This is a genomic window from Acidithiobacillus caldus ATCC 51756, assembly GCF_000175575.2.
GTDB lineage: Bacteria > Pseudomonadota > Gammaproteobacteria > Acidithiobacillales > Acidithiobacillaceae > Acidithiobacillus_A > Acidithiobacillus_A caldus.
This window is the reverse complement of record NZ_CP005986.1, coordinates 199,013-216,035: the sequence shown is the minus strand read 5'-3', so window position 1 is coordinate 216,035 and position 17,023 is coordinate 199,013. Positions and strand designations below refer to the sequence as shown.

Genomic DNA, 17,023 nt, shown 5'->3' with positions numbered 1-17,023 from the left:
CTCCCGCGCGCCTCGTCTAAGCAGTCACCACGCTCACCACTGGAGTTGTGGGGGGGGCAGGATGGCCCATTGTGCTGCCAGCGGACCGAGGGCAAAGGCCGGCAGGAAGGTAATCGCTCCCAGTACGACGATAACGAAAGTGACGAAGAGAATCATGAGTACCGAGCTCTCTCGCAATATTCCCGCGCCTTGCGGCAACCGCTTCTTTTGGATAAGACTCCCAGCCATGGCCAGAAGCGGCAGTATTCCAAAGTATCTTCCGAACAGCATTGCCATGGCCGAGAGTGCGTTGTAGAAGGTGGTGTTGACATTCAGACCGCCCATATCGCTTCCATTATTGTTTACCGCGCTCGTGAATTCGTAGAGGACCTCGCTGAACCCCTGGGGACCAGGATTGAACACGGCAGCGCGTCCGTCAGGCACACTCACGGCGAAAGCCGTGGTGAGCAACACAAGCACCGGCATCACCAATAGGGACAAGGCCACCATTTTGATCTCGAATGCCTCAATTTTTTTGGCCAAGAAGACTGGACTGCGCCCGGTCATCAATCCTGCTAAAAAAACCGCAAAGATCATAGTTGCCAGGAAGCTCTCCAGGCCCACACGAGCTCCCCCAAACAAGAGCTCCCCCAGCTGCATAAATACCATGTTGATACCACTGGATAGCGGCATCATGGAGTCGTAGGCACAGCCAGACATACCGGCTCCCGTGGTGGCAGCGAGACTGCCGAAAAGCGCACATGCGCCGGATCCGAAGCGCAGATCAACCCCCTCCAGATTACCACCTCCGCCCGCGTCTGGGCCGCTTGCGCGAGAAACGCTGGGTGGGAATTGGGGATTGGAAACGAGGTCCGCCGCTTCGCTCGTCACAGCCAGAGGGAGCCATAAGAGCGTGGTACAGGCGAGAATCGCCCAAGCTACCCGGGGGCGCCGCAAGGCACGCCCGAACCAGAAAATCAGGGCGGTGGGGATGAGCAAAAAGGACACCATCTGCCCGAGGTTGGACAAAGGCGTCGGATTCACGAAGGGATGTGCCACACCTGCGTTGAAAACAGCTCCTCCATCCCCCGCCAGTATGGTGATCGCTTCCTGTGAGGCAGCCGGCCCCATGGCCAGAACCTGATGTCTTATCCAGTGACCGTCATGCCAAAAGGGCTGTATCAAATCCGCGTGGACATAGGCCACCCAATTCTCAATGGCTCCTTGCTGGATATAAAACACCGTAAAAATGGCGGCCAACGGCAAGAAGAGGTACAGCACCGTTCGGGTGGTGTCTACCCAGAAATTGCCGAGCCCCCGTCCTTCGCTGCGCATGAAGGCGCGGGCCACTGCCAGCAGCGTAACGACGCCACTGGCGGCGGCGAGGAAATTCTGCTGCGCAAGGCCTGCGGCTTTGGATAGATAACTCAACGTGCTCTCGCCACCATAATCCTGCAGATTGGTGGTGGTCACGAAACTTGCGGCGGTGTTAAAGGCCATAATGGGCGACATGCCGGCAAAGTGTTCCGGATTGAAAGGCAAAGCCCCTTGCCAACGCAACAGGACGTAGAGACTCGGTGCGCCGAGCCCGTTGAAGCCCAAAAAGCTGAGAGCGTAACGTTTCCAATCCATGTCCTGGTGCGCTGCCTGCCAGGTGGTAGATCATCTCCTCTATCGGACCCAATACCCGCCGCGCCCAAAACACGCGGCCGTTGTAGACCGAGTCGAGATATATTCCGAGGGGATAGGCCAACAGGATGGTCAGCCCCAGGACGAAAAGGGTTTGGAGGACGCTGGCAAGTAAGGGATGCATGGGGCTCTCCTCAAGACCAGATTGCCCAGTCCGATTGGATGAAGGCGTGGTCGCGCGGGTGGCAGCCGCGAAAGATCTGGCTAACGCAAAGGCAGAGCAGATAACTTTCACGCATACGCGTCTCAAGGAGATGCTGGAGCGCCGGCAAGACCAGGTCGGGTAAGCGTATCACATACACCGCACCGATCCGCCGCACCTTGCGTTCCGGAGGTTCGGCATTGCTCAGCGGAATGAACCAAAGGTCCCAGTGCAAACCCCGAAAGGCGCCCTTGGGCGACTTGCGCCATGATCGGTAACTGCTTCATAACCTCACACTCCTTTGCGGCTGAGCGGGATACAGGAGGCGGAAGGCCTCTCGTGGATCGATGGGCTTCCCCCAGGGAATACCGTTTCGATCCGTAAAAGGCCTTCCGTCCAGACAACAGCAGGGATCTTCCCTAAAAACCAACGGCACGCGGTTGCACATCGGAGGACATCGATGCTTGCGCTCCCTCTTGCACGTACTGCCGACGAAGGTGGTCTACTTCCTGGGGCGCAAGACGCCATTCCTGCCAGAAAGCCGCGCCATCGGGATCGATGCGCCAAAATCCCAGGGTGGAGGTTTCGCGGCAATACCAAAACATGCCTCTGAATCATTCTCAGCAATCAAGCTCTAACTCTCTGTGAGGCATAGAGAAAGGAGGTCTGAGATGAAAGCTGAAGCGACGAACCTCTTGCAGTGGCAAGCGCGGTTTGGCACGGAAGAGGCCTGCTTGGAGGCGCTGAAACAAAAGCGCTGGCCCGAGGGGTTTCGATGTCCGAAATGCGGCCATGACCGCGGATACTGGATCGCCGGACGAAAACTCTTTCAGTGCGGGCACTGTCGCCATCAGACCTCGGTGACGGCCGGCACAATTTTTCATTCGTCCAATGTGCCCCTGGTGCAATGGTTCCTGGCCATCTATTTGATGGCGAGCGACAAGGGCGGATTGTCCGCCCTGCGGCTGTCGAAGCAGATTGGGGTCTCCTGGATCACGGCTCACCGGATGTTGCGCCGCATGCGCCGCGCCATGGGCGATCGCGACAGTCTGTATCGCTTGGAAGGGCTGGTAGAGTTGGACGATGCCTTTGTCGGTGGACGCCGGTCTGGGGGGAAGAGCGGTCGAGGGGCCGAAGGCAAAACACCGATCTTGGTTGCCGTGGAAAACCGGGGCAAGAAGGCGGGCTTTATTGCCATCGAGACGACGCCTTCGGTCTCTGCCGACCGGATTCGCGAATTCGCGCGGCGACGCTTGCGCCCCAAGCAACCTACCCGCACCGACGGCTTAATAGCGCTGCGAGTTCTCGGAGAGAGCCAAGAGCATGAGGGGCGCGTGACCAAACCGCATCAGGTGGACGAGTGGTTGCCGTGGGTACACATCGCCATTGGTAACCTCAAGGCCTTTCTTTTGGGCACATTCCATGGGGTATCCGGCAAATATCTGCAGGAATATCTGAACGAGTTTGTCTATCGCTTCAATCGCCGTTTCTGGGAGCCAGAACTGCCCCTGAGGTTGCTCAATGCCTGTATGGAACATATCCCGGTCCGGCTTGTTGCTGAGAAAGGTTAACAGGCATGTACCAAAAAGCGCGGTGCTCGAGGTCGACCAGAAGCTCCCACTGGCGCGATTCCCTAGCCCTGCGGCTGGGCTCAAAAAAAGCTTTGCCCCACGGAAAAAGATCGTGGGGCGCGACACGCGGCAGGAGCTTTTCGATGCCGGGGAAAATACCCGGTCTGGCCCGCAAGGATTGCCGCTCCCTACGCGCAGAATCGGCAGCGGCGAGGTGCCGAGCGTAGAGCCAATAAAGGCCCAAAAGGAGTAAAGCAAAGCTCAGAATCACACCGTATAGCATAAGCAACTCCTCCCAAAGCGACCCAAGGTGAGAAAAACGGATTTACGGACGACATGGATCACGGCTTCAACCCCGTTTGCAGCGCGTCCCTATCCTGCCGACGCGCTGCGTGATAGCCCTTGAGAAAGGCGTAAAAACACGGATCTTGGCCTGCATCGCGCAGTGGCCAGCGCGCCTGGGCAGTAAGAATTGCCGGATGCAAGTCCGCCTGCGGGTGCTGGCGCGCCCAGCGCTGGCCATCTCGGAATGCCCTGCGTAAACGAAGTCTGCTCTGTGCAAGCCACACGAGGCAAAACCACACCGCCGGCAGCAGCCAAACCAAACCCCTCGTCAGGGATGGCCATGGGTTCGGCGAGAGCACGATAACTTTCCTTGGGGCAAGCGGCGGCGTTTCCGGTTCACGCCCATTGGTAAGCCGGTTGCGGGAGGGCCGGCAGCCCCAAGCGCTGACCCAGGCTCCAGGTCGCGGGCGGCAGAACCCAGGTGCCCACTCTTTCTCCCCGGCGAATGCGTAACAATACGTGACTCTGTCGTCCAGCGGCGATGCGCGTGGGAATACCACGGCCACCGGCGAGGATAGCCGCCTGAATCTTGGTGGCCATACCGCCCGTTCCGTGCACTCCCGTGTCGCCGCCAGCCATCGCCAGTATCCTGGGATCATTGCCATGGCAGACCTCTACCAAACGCGCCAGGGCGTCTCGGCGTGGATCAGCGGTGTACAGGCCCCCCTGGTCGGTGAGTAAAACCAATAAGTCCGCGCGCCAGGCTCGGGCGACGTGGGCAGCGAGCAGATCGTTGTTGCCAATGCCGTTACCGGCATGTGTCGTAGCATCGTTCTCGTTGACGATCGGCACAGCACCCATGGTCAGGAGCGTGCCGAGGGAACGGCGCAGACGGCGCTGGGCGTGCCGACCGGAAAGATCCGCGCTCGTCAGCAGCAGTTGTCCACAAAACGTTTCGCAGGCCTCGAAGCTTTCCTGGAAGACCCGCATCAGCGCTGCCTGCCCCAAACTTGCCGCGACTCGCCGTACCACCGCATCGGTGCCAGGATCGCCGGCACGCTCGCGCAAGTGGCCTTGGCCGACGCTGACGGAGCCCGAGCTCACCAGCACTATCTCCACACCCTGCTCGCGCAGCGCCGCTATCTGAAAGACCAGGCCGCGAATAGCCACACGATCCGGTTGGCCGTCATCCCGAGTGAGCACGCTGCTTCCCACTTTGATGACCCAGCGATGACCCAGACACGTGACGTGCCTCGTGGACGGATTTTGCCGTAGTTCAACCTTTGCACTTCTCAACATGACGGACTCCTCTGAGACGGTTCACGTATACTCGTCGGATAATCTCTACACAGGCTCGGGGGCTTCCGGCTGGACACCGGCTTGCGCCAAAGCACAGCCGCGCTCGAAGGCATAGAGCAGAACACCAGCACGGTTTTCGGAATATAGGGTGTAACAGGCGGCTTCTATGGCATCGGGATTGGCCTGTGGGTGATCCAGCGCCCAGCGATATCCTTGCCATTCGGCCTTCTTTATCTGCATCTTAAGCGGTTCCATAGCTACCCTCATTCGGCATACCCACTGTGGGCGAGCGCCATACGGCTTCGCAAACTCCCAACGAAGCCTCCACCATCAACTGTCGTTCAAAACAAAAAACCCGTCTCGATAAGTCCCCGCAACTGGGTAGTTCCCTGGCCCGTAGCCCCTGAGAAACCAAGGCCCGTCGGACACGACGCGGTGACATAGGACAATTCCCCGCGCAGGAAGAAATCCCCGGCCTGATAGGTGGGCGTCAGGGTCACCGACCAAGCGTGGGAATCCTCGGGCAGGTCGGTAATGCCGCTGGCATAGGACTCCTGTCCCAAGCCTGGATGGCCCGACACCCCGAGGTACTCCACCCGGCCAGTCAGACTGAACGTCGGAGTAAAGCTGTAGCTCGCGAGCACGGCGCCTCCGTAATTGGAAAAGCCGTGGTCAAGGCCAATCCCCAACTGGGCCGGCGTACGCATGTACTGCAGGTAGGGCTCTATCGTCAGCGGACCGTGGTTGTAGGTGTAAATCAGTCCGTAGATCGTGCTGTCGTCGGCCCCGTCGGCGATATTCCCCGCACCGTAGGTATTGGTCGTGCTGCCACCGGCTTTGCCGAGGTTCCCGCTCGCGTAGAACTCCAGACTGTTGCTGCCATCGATGGTCCAGGTCAGGTCGCCGCTGACCGTGTTGTAGCGGTTGGAGTAATAGCCATCGTTCCAGGACAAAGATGCGCTGAGCGGACCCATGCTGTAATTGGCCTGCACACCGCGACTGACGATGGGTTCCACATCCCACAACAGTCCCCGTTCGATGTTGAGGTTCTGAAAGGTAAACCCGTCCTCGGCACCGATGAGGGTGGGCAGTTTACCGATCTCCACAGAGAACGCCTTGCTCGGGGCAAGCGTCACGTAGGCAACTGGCAGGGCCCCAAAGTCGTTGACGGTTTGGCTCGCCGAGGTGAACCAGGATGCCAGGGTCGGGAAGCTGTAGGCCCCGGCCTCGAGGGTGAATTGGACGAGGCCACTGCTTTTCTGCACGATGACAAGACCGTTACTGATATCGGCACCGACATGCTTGCTGGCCAGGGTTCCGGCAACAGTCCCTTGGGGATTATCCTGATAAAACCCAAGACCACTGACTACCCCCTGTACGCCGATCTGGCCCAAGGGGCCTGCAGAGACCATATAGGGGCTCGGAAGGGTCAGAGCGCTGGCAGATACGGGCACGCAGAGTGCGACACATGCGTACTGGATTTGCCTGCGCAGGGAGTTACGGATCGTCACGTTGCCACTCCTTCTGGAAGAACTCTACGGATACCCACGTTGGTAGCGTGAGGTTCGCCACCATTTAGGTACTCCCTAAAAGATAGACGGTTTATCGTAAAAATAAAATAAATAATACATAAAATTTGCGTAAAATTTGAACACAAAGAAAGGCGCCTCTCGGCGCCTTTTTATTAACGACATATTCCCGTTTTACGTGCTTGTTTGCCCGCCGAGGACATCGCACCCGTTTCCTGGGCAAGCTATTACTTACCCTCTCTGCCTCGGCTCATATGCTGATATATGGCGTGCAAAGCAAGATTCAAGCGTACGGCATTAACCACCGGTTCACCGATAAAACCCAAAAGCGGATAGGTGGTATAGCGCTGCACGAGTGCCTTCAACCTGGCTGGGCTGATCCCTCCGCTGTGGGCGATGCGCAAAATCTGGTAGTTTGCCGCGGCAATACTGATGTCGGGGTCGAGTCCGCTCGCCGAAGACGTCACCAGATCGACCGGAACCGGGCCTTTTTCTGCGGGGTCGGCCCGCTTGAGTGCCTCGACCCGAGCCTTGACGTGCTGCAACAGCACAGGGTTGTTCGGGCCAAGGTTGGAGGCGCTCGAACCCGCCCCATTATACGGCATGGGTGATGTTGCTGAGGGTCGACTCCAGAAGTACTGGGGTTCGCGAAAGTACTGGCCGATCAGCGCCGACCCCACGATTTTGCCATTCTCGCGTATCAAAGAGCCGTTGGCTTGATACGGAAACGCCAGTTGACCAATGCCGGTCATGACCAAGGGGTAGACCAGCCCAGTCAATACCGCCAGTAACAAAAATAACACGAGCGCCGTTCTGATCTCTTTAAGCATCTGTCTTCTCCTAGAGTACGGCCAACAGCATATCGATGAGCTTGATCCCGACAAATGGGGCAACGATGCCGCCTAGCCCATAGATCCAGACATTTCGGCGAAGGATTTGCTCTGCGGATTCGGCTCGGAACTTAATTCCGCGCAGTGCTAAGGGGATGAGGAACGGAATAATGATCGCATTGAAAATCACCGCCGCCATAATGGCGTCGCTTGGCGAATTCAGGTCCATAATGTTGAGCGCCGAGAGTTGCGGGTACGTGGCGACAAAAGCAGCGGGGATGATTGCGAAGTACTTTGCAACGTCGTTGGCGATGCTAAAGGTCGTGAGTGCTCCTCGGGTCATCAGCAATTGCTTTCCGATGCGCACGATGTCCAGCAACTTCGTAGGATCGGAGTCCAGATCCACCATATTGGATGCCTCCCGAGCAGCCTGGGTACCACTGGCCATGCACAGGCCAACGTCCGCTTGTGCAAGAGCAGGAGCATCGTTGGTCCCGTCGCCGGTCATCGCGACCATATAACCCTCTTGCTGATATTGGCGAATCCGCGCAAGCTTCGTTTCCGGTTTGGCTTCAGCAAGATAGTCGTCCACACCGGCTTCCGCGGCTATGGCGGCGGCAGTCAACGGATTGTCTCCGGTAACCATAACTGTGCGAATACCCATTTCTCGCAGTTCGGCAAAGCGTTCCCGGATACCGGATTTGATGATGTCGCGTAGTTCGACGACTCCCAATACTTGGGCGTCGGCGCAAACGACGAGCGGTGTCGAACCGCTACCGGCAACCTGATCGACCAGCGTGTCCAGTTCCTTGGGCCACTCGCCACCCGACTCAAGGACATAGGCTTTGATCGCGTCCGGTGCCCCCTTACGCAGGGCCACGCCGTCCCAGTTGACACCACTCATGCGGCTCTCTGCCGTAAACGCAATGAAGGTGGCGCCTTCGGGGAGGGCTTCCTTACGATCGGGGAAGTTTTTCTCCGCGAGCGCAACAATGCTCTTGCCTTCCGGGGTATTGTCGGCCAATGAGGCCCGACGTGCCGCCAGGGCAAGCTCGTCACTGGTTACGCGACCGACCGGATAAAATATATCTGCCTGCCGGTTGCCCAGGGTGATCGTTCCCGTTTTGTCCAAAAGGAGAATGTCCGCGTCACCGGCCGCCTCGATGGCGCGTCCCGACATGGCGACCACCTTGGCCTTCAGGAGCCGGACGATGCCAGCGATACCAATGGCCGGCAACAGCGCACCGATGGTTGTTGGAATCAGGCAGACCAGGAGAGCTATGAGAATTGGGAGGCTGATCACATGGCCCGCGTGGCTGGCGTAGTGAACGCTGTACCAGGAAAATGCGTAGAGCGTCAGGGTGACCACCAGAAAGACCAGGGTAAGCACAACGAGCAACACACTGAGGGCAATTTCGTTTGGGGTCTTCCGGCGCGTGGCGCTCTCTACCATGCCGATCATCCGGTCGAGGAAGGTGTTACCCGCTTCCTGGGTAACACGAATCACCAACCAGTCGGAAATCACGCGCGTACCTCCGGTAACCGCGCTACGATCACCTCCACTCTCCCGAATGACAGGGGCGCTCTCTCCGGTGATAGCGCTTTCATCGACCGCAGCCACCCCCAAAACCGCGTCGCCGTCAGTTGGCACCAGATCTCCTGCCTCGACCAGTACAAAGTCTCCCACACGAAGGCTTGCACCCGGCACAATCGTGTAGGCCGATGAACGTTCGGCCCGAGACAACTTCTTTGCGGCCATCTCCTGCCGACTCTGCCGCAAACTAGCCGCTTGAGCCTGCCCTTGGCGCTCTGCCAGGGCTTCCGCGAAATTCGCAAAGAGAAGCGTCAGCCAAAGCCACAAGTCGATAAATCCGACAAAAACGGTTTCGCTTGATCCCCTAAACAGGTCGTACACGAGCATGACCAGCAACAGCCAGGACGACAAATATACCACGGCCATAACCGGGTTGCGGAGCTGATGCCGGAGAGAGAGCAGAGTAAAACTGTCGCGAGCAGAATCTTTGACAATTGTACCCCAAATCATTGGAGAAGATACATTCATATCCGACATAACGTTATCCTCGATGTGTCAATACGGAGGTAACAGGAGTTAATTGTTCGGCAATTGGGCCCAGCGCCAGTGCCGGAAAGAAATTCAATGCGCCCACCAGGAGAATCACCCCGACTGTCAATCCCATGAAAATAGGCGTATCTGTCGCCAAGGTTCCAACGCTCGCTGGGACACGCTTTTTCTCCACCAATGAGCCAACCATGGCCAGAAGTGGTAGGTATACCCAATACCGACCAAAGAGCATGCACATTCCGGTCAATATATTGTAGAAGCGCGTATCATTACTCAAGCCTCCAAAGGCGCTACCATTATTGTTTGCTGGGCTGGTAACCGCATACAGAATCTCACTGAAACCATGAGGTCCGGGATTAAAAACTCCCGCCCGGCCCGCGTGCGTAGAAACTGCGATGGCGGTACCAATAAGCACCAAAAGCGGCATGATCAGAATCGACAGGGATGCCATTTTTATTTCATAGGATTCAATCTTTTTGCCAAGAAACTCCGGGGTGCGACCGACCATAAGACCTCCGATGAATACCGCGAAAATCATAAAGGTCAGAAAGCTTGCAAGACCAGATCCCACCCCACCAAATACGACCTCTCCCATTTGCATCAGGAAGAGATTGATCCCACCGCTAAGGGGCATCAGAGAATCATACGCGCAGTTGGCTGCACCTGTGGACGTGGCAGTCGCGAGCGTTGCAAAGAGCGCCGAGGCAGCAGCACCAATCCGATCTTCCACTCCTTCCAGATTCCCACCACCAGCTAAGTTTACGGTATTACTCTGATTTACTCCCATCTGGGTTAACAGAGGGTTGCCAGCCAGTTCGAAATGCTGACTGATAAAGGTCAGCGGCACAAAGATTACGAGCATGGCGACCAGTATGATCCACGCGTTACGTTTCGATTGAACCATATGCCCAAAAAGAAAAACCAGCGCGATCGGAATCAAAATCATTGCGCCTGTTTCGAGGAGATTGGTCAACCCCGTCGGGTTCTCAAACGGATGGGCATCGTTCATATTGAAGAAACCACCACCATTGTTGCCCAACATCATGATGGCCTCCTGTGAAGCTACCGGTCCGACATGCAGGGTCTGTGAGACGATCTCTTTGCCGTGAGATAAAAATGGAGCAACAAGATGAACGGATACATCGGCCACCAAAGTTTGGACGACTCCCTGCTCCATCAGCGCAATGGCTAGGATGCTTGCCAAGGGCAGCAGAACGTAAAGTACCGTGCGGGTTAGATCGACCCAAAAGTTTCCTACGTCTCTGGTGCTGTGTCGAGAAAATGCACGAATTAGCGGTAGCAGAAACGTAATACCAACTGCCGCAGAGAGGAAATTCTGCACGGTAAGCCCGAGCATCTGGGACAAGTAACTCATTGTCGAACCGCCTGAGTAGTCTTGCCAGTTCGTGTTGGTCAAAAAACTCACGGCTGTGTTAAAGGCTGATCCTGCAGGGACTCCACGGAAATGCAATGGATCGAGCGGCAGTGATCGTTGTGCCAGGAGGAGGGCATACAGGAATAAACCGCCAAACAAACTAAATACCAGCAAGGTTATGGCGTAGCGCTTCCAATCCATCTCCTGATCCGGAGAGATTCCAGAGACGCGGTAGAGGGCTCTTTCGACTGGGGCGAGCAACTTTGATGCCCAGAAGTTTTCTCCTTGGTACACGCGATACATGTATCGTCCCAAGGGAATGGCGAGTATTATCGTTACTACCAAGAGGGTTAAGGTCAGTAGGATGCTAGGCATCATAGAAAACGCTCCGGGAAGATTAGAAACACCAACAGGTAACCAAAGAGAAAAACACCCAGGCCGAGGCCGATCCAAATAAACGGGCTCATCTTATCTTCCTCAACCGTTCCAATCCTTCGACCAAACCTATGGAGACTAGAAAAAAGCCTAATATAATCAGTAAATACACGTACTCCATAACAACCCCCCGGGTGCTTGTCACTATCAAAGCAGACTCCATGGACGCCCAAACTGGGCGGTCCACGACCGATCGTGGGAAAGAGCTTTGCAAACGGCGAACCCAGTGTCTATAAAAAAAATATATAAAGTGCGTAAAAAATGCATAAATTTAGGTCAGATGGGGGTGCGGATAAAACTTGGATACCATCGAGGTAGTTCATGTATTCCTACGAGGAACATATTCGTGCCGTGGAGTGGTATGTGGAGTGCGGGAAGCGCGCGGCCACCATCCTCTGCCTGGGCTATCCGAGCAAAAACGCCCTCAATGCTTGGTACCGTGAGTATGCGTGAACTCGGGACTGCCCCAAGGGTTACGTTCGATCGCGATCGCCTTATACGGAGGCGCAGAAGCAGGCCGCCGTTGACTACTATCTCGGTCATGGCCGTTGCCTGGCGAGTACGCGAAAAGCACTGGGATACCCAAGGCCTGGGACCCTGTCTTCCTGGATCCGCGAACGCTGCCCGGATATCCGAAGGCAGATGGTCGGGAGTGCCGCTCGGCGATCACCCTGTCGGTCAGCGCGGAAAAATGAACAGGATGCACACCAAATCAGCAATTCAACTTAACACCTTGCTTGGTGGGCGATCGGCGGTTCTTTCTGTTATGTATAAGGTCGGTACGTCGACGATCACCCTGCTGGCAAGTGTTCGGCTCGAGCCATGATCCAGGCCCTGATTCAGGGGGGCTCCCCAGAGGCGGTACTTCGACTAGCCAGCCGACGGCTCAAGGCCAGCCACGAAGAGATCCTGGATGCCCTGCAAGGCGAGTTGACGGCGAGCCACCGCTTTGTCCTGGAGGAGACGCTCAACCATATTGAGTATTTGGAGGACCGAATCGCACGCTTTGATGCTCAGCTGCTGGAGGGGCTAGAGCCGCAGAAGCACGCCCTGCAACTCCTGCAGACCCTGCCGGGTATCGATATGGTGGGAGCCGCTCTGCTGCTGGTCGAGATCGGGGACGACATGCGCGTCTTCGGAAGCGCTGATCGACTGACTTCCTGGACCGGCCTGTGCCCCGGGAACAATGAATCCGCCGGGAAACGCAAAAGTGGGCGAACCCGCAAGGGCAATCCCTATGTCCGCCGGATCCTCTGCGAATGCGCCCACGCCGCCAGTCGTACCCAATGCGCCCTGCGCTCCAAGTTCCAGAGCCTCGTTGTTCGCCGAGGACACAAGCGCTCCATCATCGCTCTGGCCCACAAAATGCTGCGCATCATCTACTTCATGCTGCTGCACGGCACGTACTACCGGGATGCCGACACGGACTATGAGGCGCTGAGCGTGCAGCGCAATGCTTCTCGCTGGATCAAGAAACTGATCAAATTCGGCTTCCTGCAACCACAGCAGCAGCCAGCGTAAAGCGTCACGCCGATCTTGGAATGGCCACTCGGGGCCAGGCATTGTCGTGCCCATTCCGCTGATTTCTTTCACATTAATGTTTGAGCTGAGGCGCTGCTCAAGGACTATCCCGATGAACCTCGGCTTGAGTGGAGGTTCAGCCGTCACGGCGCCTACTTGCAGAACTGATCGTAAGCGGCTTTGACCCCGCTGGGGACACTAGCCGGGTCAATTAGGGCAAGCGTCGTCTTAACGGACATTGCGATTCGCGCCGCCCCGGAGGATGAAAGAGAATGTGGGGTGAGGAGATGGCGGGGTGAGGTCGAGCAAATTTTTGGCGATTCCATCCCGAACTTAACGTGACCCGTCAGGCCGACTCGCACCCCGGATTGCCTCCTTGGAGAGCGCACAGTAAAAGGGCCGCCTGAGGCTTGCCACAGGCTGGTTTCTTCGGCACTGGCACCTGCCATCTCTCCCTTTTGATCATACTTGGAGAGATACCGTTATGGAACTGCAACCCCTCTTTCAACGAGTCATTGGCCTGGACATTCATCAGGCCCGGTTACCGCCTGCGCCATGCTCACGGAGCCAGACGGTAGTGTCACGATCGAGCGGCGGCAGTTTGGTGCGTTTCAGAGAGACCGGCGGAAATTGGCGCAGTGGTGTGCTTCCCATAGACCCGATACAGTGGTCATGGAGAGCACGGGAATCTACTGGAAGAGTCCCTATGCGGCACTGGAAAAGGTGGGCATCCAGGCGCAGGTGGTGAATGCCCGTCACGTCAAACACGTCCCGGGCCGCAAGACCGATGTGGGGGATGCTGAGTGGCTTGCTACCCTAGCCCGAGCCGGGCTGTTGCGAGGTTCCTTCGTGCCCCCGGCACAACTGCGGGAACTGCGGCTCATTGCACGGCAAAGGCAAAAACTGGTGGGCATGCTCTCCTCGGAGAAAAACCGTCTGCACAAGGTGCTTACGGATGGCGGGATTCGCCTGGGAGTTGTGGTCAGCGATATCCATGGGCAATCGGCTCGGGCCATGATCCAAGCCCTGATTCAGGGCGACTCTCCGGAATCCGTACTCCGCCTGGCCAGCCGGCGACTCAAAGCCAGTCATGAGGAGATCCTGGATGCCCTGCAGGGCGAGTTGACGGCCAGTCACCGCTTTGTCCTGGAGGAGATGCTCCGGCATATCGAGTATCTGGAAGCTCGCATCGCCCTCTTCGATGCCCAGCTGCTGGAAGGTCTGGAGCCGCAAAAGAAGGCTCTCGAACTCCTGCAAACCTTGCCGGGGATCGACGTCGTGGGTGCGGCCTTGCTGCTGGTCGAAATCGGCGACGACATGAGCGTCTTCGGAAGCGCGGATCGTCTGGCCTCCTGGACCGGCCTGTGCCCAGGGAACAACGAATCCGCCGGGAAGCGAAAAACCGGGCGAACTCGCAAGGGTAATCCTTACGTTCGCCGAATTCTCTGTGAATGCGCTCACGCCGCCAGTCGGACGCAGTGCGCTCTGCGCTCCAAATTTCAGAGTCTCGTCGTCCGTCGGGGACACAAGCGTTCCATCATCGCTCTGGCCCACAAAATGTTGCGCATCATCTACCTCATGCTCTCGCACGGCACGAACTACCGGGATGCCGACACAGACTATGAGGCGCTTAGCGTGCGACGCAATGCTCCTCGCTGGATCAGAAAGCTGATCGAATTCGGCTACCTGTCGCAGGAACAGCTAGCGTAGAGCGTCATACCGATCTGACAGTGGCCACTCGGGGGTCAGGCCCTGTCGTGCCCATTCACCGGTTTCTTTCACAGTAAATCTCTCGCGGCAAGATGGGAAACTCGACACGCGCCGCCCAAGCGTCGAGTCTTTTGTGACCGCGAGCCGAATCATTGTAGCGATTTCACGTGGAGAGAACGCCCTGATAATTTGTTCATAGCTTGGAGCAGCAGACCAGGAAACACCATAGCCATTTCCGACGTTGCAACAAACGACTACTTGAACGAAATGCTCCTGTACTGTCTCGGGGACCGCGCCTTGACGTGACAACTCAAGAAGGCGCTCGGCAAAAGGTAATTCGTTGTAGAAGTTATTCATCCCGTTGTGAACTCCCCACAAGCGATCGATTGCGCGATAAAAAACCGCGTGCTGCTCGGACTCGTTGAGCAATCCCAACAGACCAAGCTTCTCGAAGAACTGAAGGGAAGCCGTATGGCGCGGTTCATCTCCCTTGGCCGCGTACTCGCTATGCTTATTGATGAGATCTGCTCTCAGCGCAGAGGTAAATCCGCCCTTCAACGCATCACAGATGTCTAAGGCATTTAGGCGGGCTGGTTCGGACGTATTCGGATCGCAATAGATTCCGTGTATCATTCCAATCAGCATTTGGCGCTGTGCGTCGTGCGTCTCGGACAGGCGTGTTTTACCCACACGTCGTTCTGATTAGAGGTAAATCGCGCACCCTTAACTGCCGCAATGAAGGCGCTAATATCAACACCTTTCGGCGATACCGAGTCCGCAAGCGCATATCTTACGCAGCGATTTAGAAAGGTGGTGAATTCGCGGTCATTGACTTTGCCGATCGTCGGATGGGCTGCAGAGAAGCTGTTCCGGACGTTACGGCACTGATCAAGGAAAAAGAAGCCATCCTCGTTGACGAGATTTAGCTTCAAGCAAAGCTCTAGCAGACGACTATCCTGAAGTTCGAGAAGGTCATTTTCTTCGAAATCGGATTGAACAATCTGGGCAACAATAGGCAAGCCGAAGTTGCGAACCTTCGTGCGTAGCTGAAGGATAGCGGCGTTCCAGATGTAGTTCATCGCACCGTCGAACAAGCCGGTACTTACAGCCACGCACATGCGGGCGATGAGTTCTCCGCGCAGAGTTGGAGGTATCTCACGCAGTTCGCGCGGCAAGTCTTGCCACGCGTAATGAATCTCTTCATCGCTGGCCAGAACCTCTCTCGGAACACCGAGGGACGCGGTAAGTTCTGCTAGGGAGTCTCTGATTTAGCCATCTGATACAATGGGCTGACCGAGCAGCTAGGAGATGCTATCCATGTCCGGACAGATGACCTTTGCCGAAGAGCCCAGCCTGTCGCGGCGTCGCAAGCAGACCAAGCGAGAACGCTTTCTGGCCGAGATGGATGCCGTGGTTCCCTGGGCCAGGCTTGTGGCCTTGATCGAGCCGCACTATCCCAAGGGTGGCAGTGGCCGCAAGCCCATGCCCTTGGAGCGGATGCTGCGTATCCACTTTCTCCAGCAATGGTTCGGCTACTCCGATCCAGGGATGGAAGAGGCCCTCTATGAGATTCCTTTGCTGCGCCGATTCGTGGGCATCGACCTGGGCCGGGACTTCGTTCCTGACGAGACCACGATCCTGAAGTTCCGCCGCTTACTGGAGCGCCATGCGCTTGCCCAGGCCATCTTTGCCGAGGTGCAGTCTGTGTTGCAGGAGAAAGGGCTCTTGCTGCAGGAGGGCAAGACCGTGGATGCCACCTTGATTCACGCCCCGAGCTCCACCAAGAACCGAGACCGCCAGCGGGATCCGGAGATGAGCTCCACCAAGAAAGGGAATCAATGGTATTTCGGGATGAAGGCGCATGTGGCAACGGATCTCCAGGGCATCGTGCAGGCCGTGGACTTCACGGCGGCCAAGGTACCGGATCATCAGATGTTGGATGGGCTCCTTACTGGAGAGGAGTCGGTGGTCCTCGCGGACCGGGGCATTAAGAACGCGGTCGCGCGCCGGCGCTACCCTGGTCAGAAAACCGGCTTGGCGGCACTCAAGCGCTATAACCGCGCCATTGCCCGGATCCGTGCTCGGGGAGAGCACATCTTTCGGGTGCTGAAATGCCAATTCGGCTCTGATCAGCTTCGGCCGGCAGAACCCAGCATGAGATGATGGCCTGAGTTGGCCCAACTGCCTGAATCTCAAAGCAGATCAACTCTATGGCTTCTCGGTCGTCAGCAGGCAGGCTTGCCCACGCGCGAGGACTTCACCGCCTGGATGGAGCGTAACCAGCTCAGCCTGAGTCTGGCCGCTCAGGCGATTGGCATGACCCGGCGAATGATTGACTACTACAAAAGTGGCGCCCGACCCATACCGAAGACGGTTTGGCTGGCCTGCATCGGCTACGAATCCCTGCAGCACGAGGCTGCATGATTCAACGCGGAATGGGCGGTGGTGCAGCGATAGCGGACGTTCCCATCCCAGTTGCGATTGGCACTGGGATTGATTATGTATTGCAGACCCGGCTGAAGGTAAACATGGCGAAAGATCGGTTGGTACCGATTGACTTCCACAGAGGTCTCCG

Annotated in this window: 13 protein-coding genes and 3 pseudogenes; 6 read left to right on the top strand and 10 right to left on the bottom strand. The window is 57.0% G+C overall.

Annotation, left to right across the window (positions count from 1 at the left end):
* Positions 1-33: 33 nt before the first annotated feature.
* Positions 34-1,611 (bottom strand): potassium-transporting ATPase subunit KdpA, encoded by a 1,578-nt coding sequence (gene kdpA / locus ACAty_RS01115; RefSeq protein ID WP_004870103.1) that lies wholly within the window; start codon positions 1,609-1,611, stop codon positions 34-36.
* A gap of 618 nt (positions 1,612-2,229) precedes the next feature.
* Positions 2,230-2,415 carry a hypothetical protein gene (locus ACAty_RS01105; RefSeq protein WP_238323806.1) on the bottom strand — a complete coding sequence of 62 codons (186 nt, stop codon included), beginning with the start codon at positions 2,413-2,415 and terminating at the stop codon, positions 2,230-2,232.
* 66 nt (positions 2,416-2,481) lie between these two features.
* Between ACAty_RS01105 and ACAty_RS01100 the strand changes: the two genes are divergently transcribed.
* The gene (locus tag ACAty_RS01100; protein WP_014002140.1) at positions 2,482-3,381 is read left to right on the top strand and encodes an IS1595 family transposase; all 900 of its coding nucleotides are present in this window, start codon (positions 2,482-2,484) and stop codon (positions 3,379-3,381) included.
* A gap of 681 nt (positions 3,382-4,062) precedes the next feature.
* Here ACAty_RS01100 and proB read toward each other — a convergent pair.
* From proB to kdpA (ACAty_RS01065), 6 genes are all read right to left on the bottom strand, one after another.
* Positions 4,063-4,965, bottom strand: coding sequence for a glutamate 5-kinase (gene proB / locus ACAty_RS01090; protein ID WP_077272696.1), 903 nt, complete (start codon positions 4,963-4,965; stop codon positions 4,063-4,065).
* Between the two features lie 45 nt (positions 4,966-5,010).
* The gene (locus ACAty_RS01085; RefSeq protein WP_004870092.1) at positions 5,011-5,205 is read right to left on the bottom strand and encodes a hypothetical protein; all 195 of its coding nucleotides are present in this window, start codon (positions 5,203-5,205) and stop codon (positions 5,011-5,013) included.
* 101 nt (positions 5,206-5,306) lie between these two features.
* The gene (locus ACAty_RS01080; protein ID WP_038471440.1) at positions 5,307-6,476 is read right to left on the bottom strand and encodes a porin; all 1,170 of its coding nucleotides are present in this window, start codon (positions 6,474-6,476) and stop codon (positions 5,307-5,309) included.
* Between the two features lie 245 nt (positions 6,477-6,721).
* A complete protein-coding gene (kdpC, locus tag ACAty_RS01075; protein WP_004870087.1) occupies positions 6,722-7,324 on the bottom strand; it encodes a potassium-transporting ATPase subunit KdpC in 603 nt (200 codons plus the stop codon).
* 10 nt (positions 7,325-7,334) lie between these two features.
* Complete coding sequence (kdpB, locus tag ACAty_RS01070; RefSeq protein WP_004870085.1) at positions 7,335-9,395, bottom strand: potassium-transporting ATPase subunit KdpB; 2,061 nt, start codon at positions 9,393-9,395, stop codon at positions 7,335-7,337.
* Between the two features lie 4 nt (positions 9,396-9,399).
* Positions 9,400-11,160, bottom strand: a complete 1,761-nt coding sequence (gene kdpA / locus ACAty_RS01065; RefSeq protein ID WP_038471437.1) for a potassium-transporting ATPase subunit KdpA — start codon at positions 11,158-11,160, stop codon at positions 9,400-9,402.
* A 378-nt stretch (positions 11,161-11,538) separates the two neighbouring features.
* Between kdpA (ACAty_RS01065) and ACAty_RS16600 the strand changes: the two genes are divergently transcribed.
* The 3 genes and pseudogenes from ACAty_RS16600 (at position 11,539) to ACAty_RS01045 (ending at position 14,448) form a co-directional block, all read left to right on the top strand.
* Positions 11,539-11,670, top strand: a complete 132-nt coding sequence (locus tag ACAty_RS16600; RefSeq protein ID WP_004870081.1) for a hypothetical protein — start codon at positions 11,539-11,541, stop codon at positions 11,668-11,670.
* 357 nt (positions 11,671-12,027) lie between these two features.
* Positions 12,028-12,738, top strand: a pseudogene (locus ACAty_RS01050) (IS110 family RNA-guided transposase); the annotation flags it as partial.
* A gap of 484 nt (positions 12,739-13,222) precedes the next feature.
* Positions 13,223-14,448 (top strand): annotated as a pseudogene (locus tag ACAty_RS01045) (IS110 family RNA-guided transposase).
* Here the strand turns inward: ACAty_RS01045 and ACAty_RS16265 are convergent.
* On the bottom strand, positions 14,440-15,138 hold the full coding sequence (locus ACAty_RS16265; RefSeq protein WP_198408164.1) for a hypothetical protein: 699 nt from the start codon (positions 15,136-15,138) through the stop codon (positions 14,440-14,442). The pseudogene ACAty_RS01045 and the gene ACAty_RS16265 overlap by 9 nt on opposite strands.
* Entirely contained in the window at positions 15,087-15,623 is a 537-nt protein-coding gene (locus tag ACAty_RS16260) for a hypothetical protein (RefSeq protein ID WP_198408163.1), read from the bottom strand. Before ACAty_RS16260 ends, ACAty_RS16265 begins: the two co-directional genes overlap by 52 nt.
* Positions 15,624-15,765: 142 nt before the next feature.
* Here ACAty_RS16260 and ACAty_RS01035 point away from each other — a divergent pair.
* Together ACAty_RS01035 and ACAty_RS01030 are read left to right on the top strand one after the other, a co-directional pair.
* A pseudogene (locus ACAty_RS01035) lies at positions 15,766-16,587 on the top strand (IS5 family transposase); the annotation flags it as partial.
* A 99-nt stretch (positions 16,588-16,686) separates the two neighbouring features.
* A complete protein-coding gene (locus ACAty_RS01030; protein ID WP_004870070.1) occupies positions 16,687-16,872 on the top strand; it encodes a hypothetical protein in 186 nt (61 codons plus the stop codon).
* Positions 16,873-17,023: the final 151 nt, after the last annotated feature.

Bases quoted from the DNA above. Each gene is read 5' to 3' on its own strand.
- ACAty_RS01105 (WP_238323806.1), bottom strand. From the start codon at position 2,415: ATGTTTTGGTATTGCCGCGAAACCTCCACCCTGGGATTTTGGCGCATC.
- kdpA (WP_004870103.1), bottom strand. From the start codon at position 1,611: ATGGATTGGAAACGTTACGCTCTCAGCTTTTTGGGCTTCAACGGGCTC.
- ACAty_RS01100 (WP_014002140.1), top strand. From the start codon at position 2,482: ATGAAAGCTGAAGCGACGAACCTCTTGCAGTGGCAAGCGCGGTTTGGC.
- ACAty_RS01085 (WP_004870092.1), bottom strand. From the start codon at position 5,205: ATGCAGATAAAGAAGGCCGAATGGCAAGGATATCGCTGGGCGCTGGAT.
- kdpA (WP_038471437.1), bottom strand. From the start codon at position 11,160: ATGATGCCTAGCATCCTACTGACCTTAACCCTCTTGGTAGTAACGATA.
- proB (WP_077272696.1), bottom strand. From the start codon at position 4,965: ATGTTGAGAAGTGCAAAGGTTGAACTACGGCAAAATCCGTCCACGAGG.
- kdpB (WP_004870085.1), bottom strand. From the start codon at position 9,395: ATGTCGGATATGAATGTATCTTCTCCAATGATTTGGGGTACAATTGTC.
- kdpC (WP_004870087.1), bottom strand. From the start codon at position 7,324: ATGCTTAAAGAGATCAGAACGGCGCTCGTGTTATTTTTGTTACTGGCG.
- ACAty_RS16600 (WP_004870081.1), top strand. From the start codon at position 11,539: ATGTATTCCTACGAGGAACATATTCGTGCCGTGGAGTGGTATGTGGAG.